12 protein-coding genes and 1 pseudogene are annotated in these 13,134 nt (G+C 73.0%); 11 read left to right on the top strand and 2 right to left on the bottom strand.

From position 1 onward, the window contains the following. The 8 genes and pseudogenes from FK498_RS04705 to FK498_RS20190 form a co-directional block, all read left to right on the top strand. Positions 1-2,430: SLBB domain-containing protein (locus FK498_RS04705; RefSeq protein WP_141852041.1), on the top strand; the 2,430-nt coding region annotated here is incomplete at its 5' end. A gap of 58 nt (positions 2,431-2,488) precedes the next feature. Then, a complete protein-coding gene (locus FK498_RS04700; RefSeq protein WP_202614741.1) occupies positions 2,489-3,706 on the top strand; it encodes a YeeE/YedE family protein in 1,218 nt (405 codons plus the stop codon). A gap of 120 nt (positions 3,707-3,826) precedes the next feature. After that, positions 3,827-4,123 (top strand): c-type cytochrome, encoded by a 297-nt coding sequence (locus tag FK498_RS04695; RefSeq protein ID WP_141852038.1) that lies wholly within the window; start codon positions 3,827-3,829, stop codon positions 4,121-4,123. A 14-nt stretch (positions 4,124-4,137) separates the two neighbouring features. Beyond that, positions 4,138-5,409 (top strand): NAD(P)/FAD-dependent oxidoreductase, encoded by a 1,272-nt coding sequence (locus FK498_RS04690; protein ID WP_141852036.1) that lies wholly within the window; start codon positions 4,138-4,140, stop codon positions 5,407-5,409. A 10-nt stretch (positions 5,410-5,419) separates the two neighbouring features. Further along, positions 5,420-5,845, top strand: coding sequence for a thiosulfate oxidation carrier protein SoxY (locus tag FK498_RS04685; protein ID WP_141852034.1), 426 nt, complete (start codon positions 5,420-5,422; stop codon positions 5,843-5,845). Further along, on the top strand, positions 5,842-6,171 hold the full coding sequence (locus tag FK498_RS04680; RefSeq protein WP_141852032.1) for a thiosulfate oxidation carrier complex protein SoxZ: 330 nt from the start codon (positions 5,842-5,844) through the stop codon (positions 6,169-6,171). Before FK498_RS04685 ends, FK498_RS04680 begins: the two co-directional genes overlap by 4 nt. A gap of 87 nt (positions 6,172-6,258) precedes the next feature. Then, positions 6,259-8,301 carry a YjbH domain-containing protein gene (locus FK498_RS04675; RefSeq protein WP_255581474.1) on the top strand — a complete coding sequence of 681 codons (2,043 nt, stop codon included), beginning with the start codon at positions 6,259-6,261 and terminating at the stop codon, positions 8,299-8,301. Positions 8,302-8,373: 72 nt separating this feature from the next. Continuing rightward, positions 8,374-8,652: pseudogene (locus FK498_RS20190) on the top strand (hypothetical protein); the annotation flags it as partial. Positions 8,653-8,764: 112 nt separating this feature from the next. Here FK498_RS20190 and FK498_RS04665 read toward each other — a convergent pair. Both FK498_RS04665 and FK498_RS04660 read right to left on the bottom strand, forming a co-directional pair. Further along, complete coding sequence (locus FK498_RS04665) at positions 8,765-9,487, bottom strand: tRNA1(Val) (adenine(37)-N6)-methyltransferase (RefSeq protein WP_370510875.1); 723 nt, start codon at positions 9,485-9,487, stop codon at positions 8,765-8,767. A 32-nt stretch (positions 9,488-9,519) separates the two neighbouring features. After that, positions 9,520-9,741 carry a DUF2007 domain-containing protein gene (locus FK498_RS04660; RefSeq protein WP_141852028.1) on the bottom strand — a complete coding sequence of 74 codons (222 nt, stop codon included), beginning with the start codon at positions 9,739-9,741 and terminating at the stop codon, positions 9,520-9,522. A 102-nt stretch (positions 9,742-9,843) separates the two neighbouring features. On the opposite strand from FK498_RS04660, the gene FK498_RS04655 reads away from it, so the two are divergent. The 3 genes from FK498_RS04655 to FK498_RS04645 are packed head-to-tail and all read left to right on the top strand — an operon-like array spanning position 9,844 to position 13,130. Further along, positions 9,844-10,872, top strand: coding sequence for a polyprenyl synthetase family protein (locus FK498_RS04655; protein WP_141852026.1), 1,029 nt, complete (start codon positions 9,844-9,846; stop codon positions 10,870-10,872). 52 nt (positions 10,873-10,924) lie between these two features. Then, positions 10,925-11,593: a dienelactone hydrolase family protein gene (locus FK498_RS04650; RefSeq protein WP_141852024.1), complete on the top strand. Its 669-nt coding sequence runs from the start codon at positions 10,925-10,927 to the stop codon at positions 11,591-11,593. A 55-nt stretch (positions 11,594-11,648) separates the two neighbouring features. Next, positions 11,649-13,130, top strand: coding sequence for a HAMP domain-containing sensor histidine kinase (locus FK498_RS04645; RefSeq protein ID WP_141852022.1), 1,482 nt, complete (start codon positions 11,649-11,651; stop codon positions 13,128-13,130). Positions 13,131-13,134: the final 4 nt, after the last annotated feature.

Genomic DNA, 13,134 nt, shown 5'->3' with positions numbered 1-13,134 from the left:
GTGCCGCTGCCGGTGCGGCCCGGCGACGCCCCGAGCGAAGCCCCGGTCGCGGCACCGCCGACCGAGCCGGACTCGCCGGTCGAGGCGTTCTACGCTCCGCGCCTGCCGCCCGGCGCGCCGCGGCTGCGCCAGTTCGGCTACGACACCTTCGCTGCCTTGCCCGCAGGCGGGCCCGGTGCGGTCGGCGCGCTGCCCGACGCCTATGTGCTCGGTCCGGATGACGAGATCATCGTCACGCTGCGCGGGCGGGTCGCGCGCACGATCGCGGCGCGGATCGACCGCGACGGCCGGCTCATGCTGCCCGATCTCGCGCCGATCGCCGCGGCCGGACGGCGCCTCGGCGAGCTGCGGGCCGAGCTTGCCGTGCGGCTCGCGCGTGAATTGCCCGGCACCGAGGCCTTCGTCACCGTCGGCGCGGTGCGCCAGGTGCAGGTCTTCGTCGGCGGCGAGGTGCTGCGGCCCGGGTTCCAGGCGCTGACCAGCCTCGCCTCGGTGCTGGACGCGCTCGCCGCTGCGGGCGGCGTGAAGCGCACCGGCAGCTTGCGTGCGATCCGCGTCGAGGGGCCGGCAGGCGCGCGTCGGGTCGATCTCTACGGCGTGCTGTCGGGGCGCGGCGAGGCGCCCGACCTGTCGCTGACCGCCGGCGACCGGATCGTCGTGCCGCCGCTCGGCGGCACCGTGGCGATCGCCGGCGAGGTCGGCCGGCCCGCCATCTACGAACTGCCGCCCGAGGTGCCGGTGCTGCCGCTGCGCGAGGCGCTGGCGCTCGCCGGCGACACGCTGCGGCCGCAGGGCGTGCGCTTCCTGCTCCAGCAGTTCGACGCCGCCGGCCGATCGTCCTTCGCCGAGGTGGCGCCGGATCGCGCGCTGCGCCGGGGCGACCTCGTGATGGTGCTGCCGAGCCTTCAGGCGCTGGTCGGGCAGGTGCGGCTCTCCGGCCATGTGCTGCTGCCGCAGATGCGCTCGCGCGGCGCCGCGCCGACGCTCCGCCGGCTGGTCGGCGATCCGCGCCAGATCCGGCCCGACCCCTATCTGCGCTTCGCCGCGCTGATCCGGGTCGATCCGGCCACCCGGCTCAAGCGCGTGCAGCCCTTCGATCTCGGCCGGCTGCTCGCGGGCCAGGGCGATATCCCGCTCGCCGACGAGGACGAGGTGGTGCTGCTCGGGCGCGCCGAGATCGCCTGGCTGTCGGGCCCCGCGGTGCAGCGCGTGCTGCGCGGCGAGGCCCCGCCCGAAGACTGCCTGGCGCTGGCCCAGCTTGCGGTGCTGGCCGCCGGCAGCCCCGAGCGCTTCGCCAATGTCACCGGGCTCGGCGTGATCGAGGGAGGGCCTGTCGGCTGCCCCGAGCCGTTCGTCGAGCATCCCGATCTCGCTGCCGCCGCGCTCGAAACCGCGGTGCTGCTGACCGGCGAGGTGCGCCGGCCGGGCGTCTATCCGCTCGCCGAGGAGGCGACGCTTGCCGATCTGCTCGCGGTCGCCGGCGGGCCGACGGAGAACGCCGATCTGCGCAACGTCGAAGTGACGCGGGTGGTGCGCGTGGAGGGTGCCTCGGTCGCGCCGGTGGAGCGCTTCCTGCTCGACATCGACTCGCGCAACTTCGCCGCCGTGCGCGTCGCCCCGCGCGACTCCGTGCGCTTTGCGCGCCTCTTCATCGACCGCGACACCGGGCCGGTGCGGCTCGCCGGCGAGTTCGTGCGTCCCGGCGTCTACGACATCCGCCGCGGCGAGCGGCTCTCCGACCTGATCCAGCGCGCCGGCGGGCTGACGCGCGAGGCCTATCCCTACGGCGCGGTGTTCACCCGCGAGAGCGTGCGGCTGCGCCAGCAGGAGGGGTTCGAGCGCACCGCGCGCGAGCTCGAGACGAGCCTGCTGCAGGTCGCCGCGGGGCGTGCCGTGTCGGCGCCGGCGGGGCGGAATGCGGTCGACCTGGGCGATGCGATCCGGGCCGGGCGCGAACTCGCGGCCAGCCTGCGCGAGGCGCGCGCGGCGGGGCGGATGGTGGTGGAGGCGAACCCCGCCGTGCTGGCCGCGCGGCCCGAGCTCGATCTGCTGCTCGAGCCCGGCGACGTCCTGGTCGTGCCGAAGCGGCCGAACGACGTCAGCGTCGTCGGCGCGGTGCTGAACCCCGGCGCCCTGCAGTTCCGCTCCGGGCGCCGTGCCAGCGACTATGTCGAGGCGGCGGGCGGGCCGCAGCGCTTCGCCGACATCTCGCGCGCCTTCGTGGTGCTGCCGAACGGACAGACGCGTCCGGCCGGGCTGTCGTCCTGGAGCTTCTCGCCGGAGCCGATCCCGCCCGGCTCGCTGGTGGTGGTGCCGCAGGACCCCTCGCCCTTCGAGACCTGGGGCTTCATCCGCGACCTCACGCAACTCCTGTCGCAGATCTCGATCAGCGCCGCGGCCTTGGCGGTGATCGCGCGCGAGACAAGGTAGGCGGCGCGGCCCCGTTCGGCCGCCACTGCACCGCGCCGGGACCTCCATGCAGCAGGCGATGCCGCGTCCGTCCTTCGCCGTCCACGCCGCCAGGGCGCTCGCACTCGCGCTTGCGCTCGCGCTCGCCGCCGTCGGCTTCGCCGGCGCGGTGGATGCGACCCAGGCATTCGCCTGGACGATCGGGATCGGTTTCGGCCTGACGCTCTACCACGCCGCGTTCGGCTTCACCGGCGCGTTCCGCCGGCTGCTCGCCGAGGGACGGGGCGAGGGGCTGCGCGCGCAGATGCTGCTGCTGGCGCTGCTGGTGGCGCTGTTCTTCCCGGCGCTCGAGGCCGGCAGCCTGCTCGGCGCGCCGGTGCGCGGACTTGTCTTCCCGGCCGGGGTCGCGACCGTGGTCGGCGCGTTCCTGTTCGGCGTCGGCATGCAGCTCGGCGGCGGCTGCGCCTCCGGCACGCTCTACACCGCCGGCGGCGGCGACGGGCGGATGGTGCTGACGCTGGTGTTCTTCGTGCTCGGCGCGACGCTCGCCGCCTGGCAGGGTGAGCTCTGGCTCGACTGGCCGGCGCTGCCGGCGGTCACGGTGCAGGAGCTGCTCGGGCCATGGCCGGCGCTGGCGGCGAGCCTCGCGGTGTTCGCGCTGGTGTTCGCGGCCTCGGCGGCGCGCGAGCGGCGGATCACCGGAACGATCGCGCCATTGCCCGTCACCGGCGGGCGGTTCTGGCGCGGCCCCTGGCCGCTCGCCTGGGGCGCCGCGGGCCTCGCGCTCCTGTCGCTGGCCACACTCTGGGCGCTCGGCCGACCCTGGGTGATCACCGCGCCCTTCCCGCTCTGGGGCTCGGCGGCGGTGGAGGCGCTGGGGTGGGACGAGCCGGCGTTCTGGCGCTACTGGGAGGATCCCGCGCGCATCGAGGCGCTGTTCCGGCCGATCCTCGCCGACCGCAGCACGGCGATGAATCTCGGACTGATGGCGGGAGCGATGCTGGCGGCGGTGCTGGCCGGCGCCTTCGCGCCCTCGCTTCGCCTCTCGGCCGGCGAGGCCGCCGGATCGGTGATCGGCGGCGTGCTGCTCGGGATCGGCGCGATGCTCGCCTCGGGCTGCAACATCTCGGCCTATGTCTCGGGTATCGCCTCGGGCAGCCTGCACGGCTGGGCGTGGATCCTGCCGGCGCTCGCGGGCAACTGGGTCGGGCTGCGGCTGCGCCCGGCCCTCGGGCTGGCCGTGCCGGCGGAGCCGGACACGAGAAGAAAGTTCTATCAACGATCGAGACGGGAGTAGATCGATCCAGCCGCGGCGACAGTGCCGATCGCCGCGGTCTACGGTGGCTTTTTGCTCTTTCCAGCGTGCCGGAGCGGGATAAACTGTGCGGCGGGGATCCATCTGCGGTCGAGGAAGATCATGCTCCGAACCGGCGTTGCTCTGGTGCTCGGCGGCGTGCTTGCGGGCGCGCCGGAGATGGCCGCGGCGCAGGCGCCGCTGGTCGCCGAGGGCTGCATCGGCTGTCACGGGCCGGGCGCGCGCGGCAGCGGCAGCGTGGCCGGGATCGCCGGGCGGGATGCGCGCGAGATCGCCACCGCGCTGATGGCGTTCCGCGCCGGCGAGCGGACCGGCACGATCATGAACCGGATCGCCAAGGGCTACACGGATGCCGAGATCGCGGCGGTTGCCGCCTATCTCGCCGGGCTGCGGCGCTGAGGGAGGATGGTGCGATGTCGAACGCTCTGACCCGCCGGACGCTGCTCGCCGCCGCGGCGGCCGCGCCGCTCGCCGCCCCGCTGCCGCTGCGCGCCCAGGGTTCGGCTAGGCTGGTGGTGGTCGGCGGCGGCTTCGGCGGCGCCTCCGCCGCCTCCTTCGCGCGCCGCGCCTATCCGTGGCTGACGGTGACGCTGGTCGAGCCGCTGACGCGCTTCGTCACCTGCCCCTACGGCAATCTGGTGCTCGGCGGCGAGCGCCGGATGGAGCAGATCACCCACTCCTATGACGGCTTGCGCGCGCGCGGCGTGACGGTGGTGCACGACCGCGCGGCCGCGGTCGATCCGGCGGCGCGCACGGTGCGGCTCGCCGGCGGGCAGACGCTCGCCTACGACCGGCTGATCCTGGCACCCGGGATCGCGCTGCGCTGGGGCGGGATCGAGGGCTACGACGAGACGGCGTCCGCGCGCATGCCGCATGCCTGGGTGCCGGGCGACGGCACGCAGACGCGCACGCTGCGGCGGATGCTCGAGGAGATGCCCGACGGCGGCGTAGTCGGCATGGCGATCCCGGCCAACCCGTTCCGCTGCCCGCCCGGGCCCTACGAGCGGATCAGCATGATCGCGCACTACCTGAAGCGGCAGAAGCCGCGCTCGAAGATCCTCGCCCTCGACGCGAAGGAGGGGTTCTCGAAGCAGCCGCTGTTCCAGGAGGGCTGGGCCGCGCTCTACGGCGGCATGATCGAGTGGGTGCCGGCGAGCAGGGACGGCAAGGTGGTGAAGGTCGATCCCGCCGCGATGGTGCTGGAGACGGAGTTCGGCACGAAGCACAGGGTCGCGGTGGCGAACGTGATCCCGCCGCAGCGTGCGGCCGACATCGCCGCGCCCTTCGCCGACGCCTCCGGCTGGGTGCAGGTCGATCCGACCACCTTCGAGGCGCGCACCGCGCCGGGGGTGCACGTGGTGGGCGACGCCAACAACGGCGCGCCGATGCCGAAATCGGGCTATGTCGCGAACAGCACGGCCAAGCAGGCGGTGGCCTCGGCAGCGGCGCTGCTGCGCGGCGAGCGGCCGCCGGAGCCGGTGTATTTCAACACCTGCTACTCCCATGTCGGCGAGGAGTACGGGATCTCGGTGGTGAACATCTTCCGGGTCGGTCCGCAGGGCATCGCGGAGGTGCCGGACTCCGGCGGCATCTCGCCGCGCGGCAACCTGCCCGACCAGCGGCGGCTGGAAGCGCTGCACGCCGATGCGTGGTATTCCAGCATCACGAGGGACATGTTCGGATGATGGGCAGGGGATGCTGAGGCGGCGGGACCTGATCGTCAGCCTGGTCGCGTTGCCGGCCGGGGCACTGGCCGGCGAGGCGGAGCTCGAGCGCGCCGTGCGCGCAGCGATCGGCACACGCGCGATCGCCGATGGCGGCATCGAGCTCGCCGCGCCGCGCGTGGCGGAGAACGGCGCGCAGGTGCCGATCACCGTGCATGTGCCGAGCGCGATGACCGAGACCGATCACGTGACGGCGATCCACCTGTTCGCGACCGCCAATCCAACGCCGGGCATCGCCAGTTTCCGCTTCCATCCCGGGATCGCGCGCGCCGAGGTGACGACACGCATCCGGCTCGCCCAGGCGCAGCGCGTGCTGGTGCTGGCCGAGCGGTCGGACGGGCGGGTGCTGCGCGCGGCGGCGGAGATCGGCGTGACGACGGGCGGGTGTCTGACATGAGCGCGCTGAGGTCGCGGCCGCGGGTGCGCATCCCGTCGCGTGCGCGGGCGGGGGAGGTGATCGAGATCCGCATGGTGATCGACCATCCGATGTCGACCGGCATCCGGCATGGCGATGCGCCGCCGCCGCCGCGCGACATGCTGTCCAGCCTGGTGGTGACGATGAACGGTGCGCCGCTGTTCGAGGCGGAGCTTCGCAACGGCACCTCCCCCAATCCCTATCACGTGATCCATGTCCGCATCGATCGCACGAGCGACTTCACCTTCGTCTGGACCGACGAGCAGGGGCGTTCGGCGCGAGCCGAGGCGCGGGTGACGGTCGGCTAGCGCGTTCAGGGGATCCAAGGGCCGATGGCCCTTGGTGGGGTCCAGGGGCGACGCCCCTGGCGGGGGCGCGGGGGCGGAGCCCCCGTCCTGCTGCTGCTCCTGTCCCTGTTCTCGTCGTCTGCGCTCGCCCAGTCTGGCACGAGCTGGGGCGGGGTCGGCCTGATCGAGATGCGCGACGCCCGCTTCCGCGCCGACGGCGCGCTCGAGGTCGGCCTGTCGCTGCGTCGGCAGCGGCGCAATTACTTCGCCACCTTCCAGGCGCTGCGCTGGCTGGAGACGACATTCCGCTTCACCGAGCGTCTGAACGCGACGACCGGCCGGGGCACGACGACCGATCGGTCCTTCGACGTGAAGATTCGTCTGATCGAGGAGGACGACTGGCGGCCGGCGGTCGCGGTCGGGCTGCAGGACCTGATGGGCACGGGCATCTATTCCGGCGAGTACGTGGTCGCGAGCAAGCGCTGGTACGATCTCGATTTCACGCTCGGCCTCGGCTGGGGCCGGCTCGGCACGGGCAACGACTTCGCCAATCCGTTCTGCGAGGGGGCCGACCGGTTCTGCGAACGCGGCGGCGGGGCGAGCCAGGGCGGCGTGCCGCTGACGCGGTCGTGGTTCCGCGGCCGCGACGTCGCGGTGTTTGGGGGCGTGGCGTGGCGCACGCCGATCCCGGGACTGACGGCGACGATCGAGTTCAGCGGCGATGCGCTGCGCGACGAGCGGCGCGACGGAGGGGGCGGGGCGCAGAGCCGGGTCAATCTCGGCCTGAGCTGGCAGCCGGTGCGCGGCGTGGAGCTTGGCGCGGCGTTCGTGCATGGCAGCGACCTGGTGCTGCGCGGCTCGGTCCTGCTCCATCCGGCCGATCCGCCGCGGCTCCGGCCGCCGCCGCCCGTGCCGGCGCCGCCGCGTGCCGATCTCGCGCCGGACTGGGGGGCGGCGCTGATCGCGCGGCTGCGCGCGGACGGGATGCCGCCGATGCGCCTTGCCGTGCACGGCGCGGAGGCGCGGATCGTTCTGGCTGCGAGCCGGTTCCGCACGCTCGGGACGACGGCCGGGCGCGTCGCCCGGATTGCTGCGGATCATCTGCCGGCGGGCGTGGACTGGGTGGTGGTGTCGCTCGCGCCGGACGGGGCCGAGGTGGCGCGCGTCGCGGTGCTGCGGGAGGAGGTGGAGAAGGCGAGGATCGGGTTGTCGAGCCCCGAGGAGATCGCGGTCTTTGCGCGGCTCGATCCCGCGCAGCCGCTGCCGCCGCCCGAACCGGGTGAGGCGGTGCCGGGCGCGTTCCCGCGGCTCTCCTGGACGATCGAGCCGCGCGTGATCCTGGCGCTGATGGACCCGGACAAGCCGTTGCAGGGCGAGGTGATGCTGGCGGGCGGCGCACGCGTCGCGCTCGGTTCCGGGTTCACGGTCGGCGGCGAGCTCGGCGTCGATCTGTTCGGCAATCTGCGCGGCCAGCCCGTGCCGCCGGATACGAGGCTGCCGAATGTGCGCACGGATGTCGGCCGCTATCTCGATGCGACGCGCCTGCCGCTGCTCAGCCTGACGGCGGAGCGGATCTGGACGGTGGGGCGTGATCTCTTCGTGCGCGGAACGGTCGGCTATCTCGAGATGATGTATGGCGGGGTGCAGGGCGAGGTGCTGTGGCGGCCGGTCGATCGCGCTTACGCTCTGGGCGCGGACCTCGCCTGGGTGAAGAGCCGCGACTACGACCAGGGCTTCGGCTTCCGCAACTACGAGACCTGGACGGGCCATGTTTCGCTCTACTGGGACCTGCCGTACCGCGACCTCTACGCAGTGCTGCGTGCGGGGCGGTATCTCGCGCGCGACTGGGGCGTGACGTTCGAGCTCGGCCGGCGCTTCGATTCGGGCATCGAGATCGGCGGCTTCGCGACCTTCACCACCGCGAGCTTCGACGCGTTCGGCGAGGGAAGCTTCGACAAGGGGATCTATCTGCGCGTGCCGTTCGACCTGTTCGGCACGCCCACGCCCTCGCGCGGGACGGTGACGGTCCGGCCGCTGATCCGCGACGGCGGGCAGAGGCTGGCGGTCGAGCGCCCGCTCTGGGAGGTCACGCGCGAGGGGCGGCGCGAGGCGTTCCTGCGGGGGATGCCCGGGCTGGTGCCGGGGCGGTGAGCGTTGTGGAGTTGCTCGTGGGACCTGTCTCAAGACGACATCGACATGAGACTGTGTGGGCTGGATGGCCGGGTGGCATCGCGGTTCGATCGGGGTGCGACACCCAGGACGAACGAGACGACGTGGACCTCGGCTACCCGGCGGCAGCAAAACCGCGCGGGTCTGCGCCATGCGAGCGACCCGACCGACGACGGATGGCGGACCTGGAAGCGCTGCGGCCTGACAGCTTCCTGCCCCGATGCACGGCCTATCGCCGGCGTCTCCGGCTCCGCGAAGGCGGCCGTGATCCACAGCCAGAGCGTCAAGACCACCGAGTGCGGCGGCTCGCGCGGCTACGACGCGGCAAGAAGATCAGGGGCTGCATCCCCCAGGCCAAGTCGATGACCGTCGGATCACGTGCAGACTTCTATATCCAACCCGAGGCGCACGCCGATGAGTTGCGACGTTGCAAACGCCGTCACGGTCAGCCGAGGCGGAGAGGCTCGGCCCCCTTGAGGATCCGTTCCGCCGCGCTGGTATAGCCGCCGCTTCGTCGGTGCAGCACCAGTCCCGCCAGGATGCGGCAAGGCCCCCGCCCCCCCTTCACCCCTTGCAGGATCAGGCGCCGCGCCGCCTCGCCCTCGTGCGACCAGAGCGGCAGCAGGGCGAGACTGCCGATGCGCGCCGCCATGCACGCGGCGATCGCATCGGGCAGTCGCGCCGGCGGCAGGATGAGCGTGAGCGTGCCGCGCTGGACAAGCCGCCGCGCCATCGCGGCGACCCAGACCGCGAGTGTCGCCTCCGCCGATTCGTGCCCGGCGATGCGGCGCGCAGCGAGCGGTGACGGCGTGCCCGCCACGTGGAAGGGCGGATTGGCCATGGCATGCACGCAGGCGCCCTGTGCGGCGATCGCCCGCGCCGAGGCGACCGCGGCGATGTCGCCGACGATCACCCGGAACCGGTGGTCGACCCCGTTGAGGGCCGCGTTGGCGCGGGCGAGCGCGGCCGCGTCCGGGTCGCGCTCCAGGCCGATGACCTGCAGCGAGGGCACGCGCGCGAGCAGGCAGAGCGCGGCGGCGCCGGTGCCGGTGCCGGCCTCCAGCACACGTTCCCCCTCCCGCGCGGGTACCGCGGCGGCCAGCAGGACCGGATCGATCGCGGCGCGGAAGCCCCGGCGCGGCTGGCGGAGCCGAACCCGCCCGCCCAGCAGGCGGTCCTCGGTGGTCGCCGTCTCCTCGCTCAGAGCGGCCCGCCGGTCGACTCGCCGGCCTCGCTCAGCACTTGGCGGGCGCGCGCCTCGTCGGCCTCCACCACCATGAGACGGCGCGGGATCGCCGCGGCCGATCCTTCGAGCACGCTCATGTGCTGATCGAGCACCACGGCCTCGATGCCGGCATCGCGCAGCAGCACGCGCAGGAACGAGAGGCGGACCGTGTCGTTGGTGCGCAGGAGTTCCCGCATGCGAGGCTCCGGACGGGCAGGCGCGCTCGCCTTGACCCGGTTTTTCGCCGGGCAATATCTTAATCCTTCGGTTTCAGGGTCAAGCAGGGACAGGAGTGGCGCGTGCCCGCGGCGGCCGAGCGAAGCACGAAGGGGCGGCCCACGGAGACGCGCGCCGATGCGCTGGAGGCGCTTGCCGAGCTCGTGCGCGACGACCTCGAGGCGTGCAACCGCCTGATCGTGGCGCGAATGCAGAGCCCGGTGGAGCTGATCCCGCGCCTTGCCGCGCACATCGTCGCGGCCGGCGGCAAGCGGCTGCGCCCGCTGCTGACCCTCGCCGCCGCGCGGATGTGCGGCTATCGCGGCGACCGTCACGTGAAGCTTGCCGCCTGCGTGGAGTTCATCCATACCGCCACCCTGCTGCACGACGACGTGGTGGACGAGAGCGCGCTCCGCCGTGGCCTCGCCTCGGCCAATGCGGTGTTCGGCAACAAGGCGTCGGTGCTGGTGGGCGACTTCCTGTTCAGCCGCAGCTTCGAGTTGATGGTGGAGGACGGCTCGCTGCCGGTGCTGGCGATCCTCTCGCGCGCCTCGGCGACGATCGCCGAGGGCGAGGTGCTGCAGCTCGTCACGCAGAACGATACGGCGACGACCGAGGCGCGCTATCTCGAGGTGATCCGCGGCAAGACCGCAGCCCTGTTCGCCGCCGCCACGCGGATCGGTGCCGTGATCGCCGGCCGCGACGCCGAGGACGAGGCCGCGCTCGAAGCCTACGGCATGAATCTCGGGCTGGCCTTCCAGCTGGTGGACGACGTGCTCGACTACGACGCCGACCAGGCGAAGCTCGGCAAGACGGTCGGCGACGATTTCCGCGAGGGCAAGGTGACCCTGCCGGTGCTGCTCGCCTTCGCCGCCGGTGACGAGAGCGAGCAGGCGTTCTGGCGGCGCACGATCGAGGACCAGGAGCACGGACCGAACGACCTCTCGACCGCGCAGAGGCTTTTGCAGCGGCACGGCGCGCTCGCCGAGACGCGGCGGCGCGCCGAAGCCTTCGGCGCCGAGGCGAAGCGCGCGCTTGCGCGCTTCGCCGACGGTCCGGAGCGCCGCGCTCTCGCCGATGTGGTCGATTTCGCGATCACGCGGGGCCGTTAGAGCAGATCGCATACGGCTGGAATCGGCCGTAAGCGTGAAGATGGAGGACCGCATGGGCACGACGATCACGCTCACCGCCGCCGACGGCCACAGCCTGTCCGCCTATACCGCTGGACCCGTGAAGGCCACGCGCGGGCTCGTCGTCGTGCAGGAGATCTTCGGCGTGAATAGCCACATGCGCGCGGTCTGTGACCGGCTGGCGAGTCGCGGCTACGCCGTGGTCTGTCCGGCGCTGTTCGACCGCGTCGAGCGCGGCGTCGAGCTCGGCTACACGGCCCAGGACGTCGAGCGCGGGCGCGCGCTGCGCGGCCGGATCGCAGAGGCCGGACCGGTCGCTGACATCGAGGCCGCGGCCGAGGCCCTGCCCGCGGGTGCTCGGCGCGGCATCATCGGCTTCTGCTGGGGCGGCACCATCGCGTGGTGGGGGGCGACGCGCACCGCCCGTTTCGCCGCCGCCTCCTGCTGGTACGGCGGCGGCATCGCCGCGACCCGGACCGAGACGCCGAACTGTCCGGTGCAGATGCATTTCGGCGAGAACGACGCCTCCATCCCGCTCGCCGATGTCGATGCCATCCGCGAGGCGCAGAAGGACGTCGAGATCTTCGTCTACCCCAAGGCACAGCATGGCTTCGGCTGCGATGCGCGGGCGAGCTTCGATCCCGGCGCGGCCGAGCTCGCCTGGCGGCGCACCCACGCCTTCTTCGACCGCCACCTGGGCTGATCTCCCGCCCGGCAACCTGCGAGTCGGGACCGCTCTGGTATAGACTGGAGCGGCCATGGCTGATCGCCGCCCCGATGTCCCGCGCCCCGCGCGCAGCCTGTCGATCAGGCTGCTGTGGCTGACCATGGGGTTCGTGATGGTGGCCCAGGCGCTGATCCTGGTGCCCTCGCTCGGCCGCGCCTATCTCGATTGGCTCGGCACGCGGATCGAGGCTTCGCATCTCGCCGCGCTCGCGCTCGAGGCGGCTCCCGACCAGATTCTGGGCGAGGAGCTGGAGGACCGGCTGCTCAGGCTCGCCGGCGTCGAGGTGGTCAGCCTGCGCAAGCCCGACCAGCGGGTGCTCGCTCTGGCCCGTCCGCTCGAGGGGCCGATCGTGCGCACGGTCGATCTTGACGCGATCTCGCTGCCGCGGGCCGCAGCCGATGTCCTCGAGATCCTGGTGATGCCGAAGACCGGGCTGATGCGCGTGATCGGGCCGAGCGCCAAGGAGCCCGGTACACTGGTCGACATCGTGATGCGCAGCGGCGCGCTGAAGCGCGACATGCATGTCGCGCTGGTGCGCATCCTGGCCGAGGCGCTGGCGATCTCCCTTGTCGCCGGCGTGCTGCTGTTCCTCGCGCTGCACTGGCTCTTGGTTCGGCCGATGCGGCGGCTGACCGGCAGCATCGTCGCCTTCCGCAGGGACCCTGAAGCCGCCCCGCCCCCACCCGCGACACCGCCGCGCGACGACGAGATCGGCCGTGCGCAGAGCGAACTCGCGGCCATGCAGGAGGAGCTGCGCCGCGCGCTCTGGCAGAAGTCGCGCCTCGCGGCACTCGGCACGGCGGTGACCAAGATCAACCACGACATGCGCGGCATCCTCGCCACCGCGCTCTTGATCTCGGACCGACTCACCACCAGCGAGGACCCGAAGGTGCGCCAGATGGCGCCGACCCTGCTCGCCGCGATCGAACGGGCGGTGGCGCTCTGCAAGCAGACGCTCGACTACGCGCGCGAGGGGCCGCCGCCGCTCGACCTGCGCCGCTTCGCCCTCGCCTCGCTGGTGGACGAGGCCGCCCGCGCCGCTGAGCCCTACCCGCGCGAGGGGCCGGCAGGCGTCGAGAACCGCGTGCCGCGGACGATCGAGCTCTATGCCGATCGCGAACAGCTATTCCGCGTCCTGCTCAACCTGTTCCGCAATGCCTTCGAGGCGGGCGCGCGACGCGTCACCGTGACAGCCGAGCCCGGCGAGGTGGTCGCCATCACCGTCGCCGATGACGGTCCAGGCCTGCCGGCGAAGGTGCGCGAGGCACTGTTCAGCCCCTTCACGTCCGGCCGGCGCGGCGGCACCGGGCTCGGGCTCGCGATCGCACGCGACGTGATGCGCACGCATGGCGGCGACATCGCGCTCGAGCGCACCGGACCGGAGGGCACCGTTTTCCGCCTGACCCTGCCGGGAGAGAGCCCGATGGAGCCGGCACCGGTCGAGGTGGCCACCGCGCCACGCGGCGCCGCCCCCGTCCAGCCCTCACCGGCACGTGATCAAGCCGCCCCGTAGCCGG

This window comes from Elioraea sp. Yellowstone (genome assembly GCF_006704265.1).
Classification (GTDB): Bacteria; Pseudomonadota; Alphaproteobacteria; order Acetobacterales; family Acetobacteraceae; genus Elioraea.
Note: the sequence above shows the minus strand (reverse complement) of the source record. Positions and strands in the feature narration are given on the sequence as shown.

What these genes read in the sequence shown, in the direction of transcription:
- FK498_RS04700 (WP_202614741.1), top strand. Translation starts at nt 2,489, where the DNA reads ATGCCGCGTCCGTCCTTCGCCGTCCACGCCGCCAGGGCGCTCGCACTC.
- FK498_RS04695 (WP_141852038.1), top strand. Translation starts at nt 3,827, where the DNA reads ATGCTCCGAACCGGCGTTGCTCTGGTGCTCGGCGGCGTGCTTGCGGGC.
- FK498_RS04690 (WP_141852036.1), top strand. Translation starts at nt 4,138, where the DNA reads ATGTCGAACGCTCTGACCCGCCGGACGCTGCTCGCCGCCGCGGCGGCC.
- FK498_RS04685 (WP_141852034.1), top strand. Translation starts at nt 5,420, where the DNA reads ATGCTGAGGCGGCGGGACCTGATCGTCAGCCTGGTCGCGTTGCCGGCC.
- FK498_RS04680 (WP_141852032.1), top strand. Translation starts at nt 5,842, where the DNA reads ATGAGCGCGCTGAGGTCGCGGCCGCGGGTGCGCATCCCGTCGCGTGCG.
- FK498_RS04660 (WP_141852028.1), bottom strand. Translation starts at nt 9,741, where the DNA reads ATGCGGGAACTCCTGCGCACCAACGACACGGTCCGCCTCTCGTTCCTG.
- FK498_RS04650 (WP_141852024.1), top strand. Translation starts at nt 10,925, where the DNA reads ATGGGCACGACGATCACGCTCACCGCCGCCGACGGCCACAGCCTGTCC.
- FK498_RS04645 (WP_141852022.1), top strand. Translation starts at nt 11,649, where the DNA reads ATGGCTGATCGCCGCCCCGATGTCCCGCGCCCCGCGCGCAGCCTGTCG.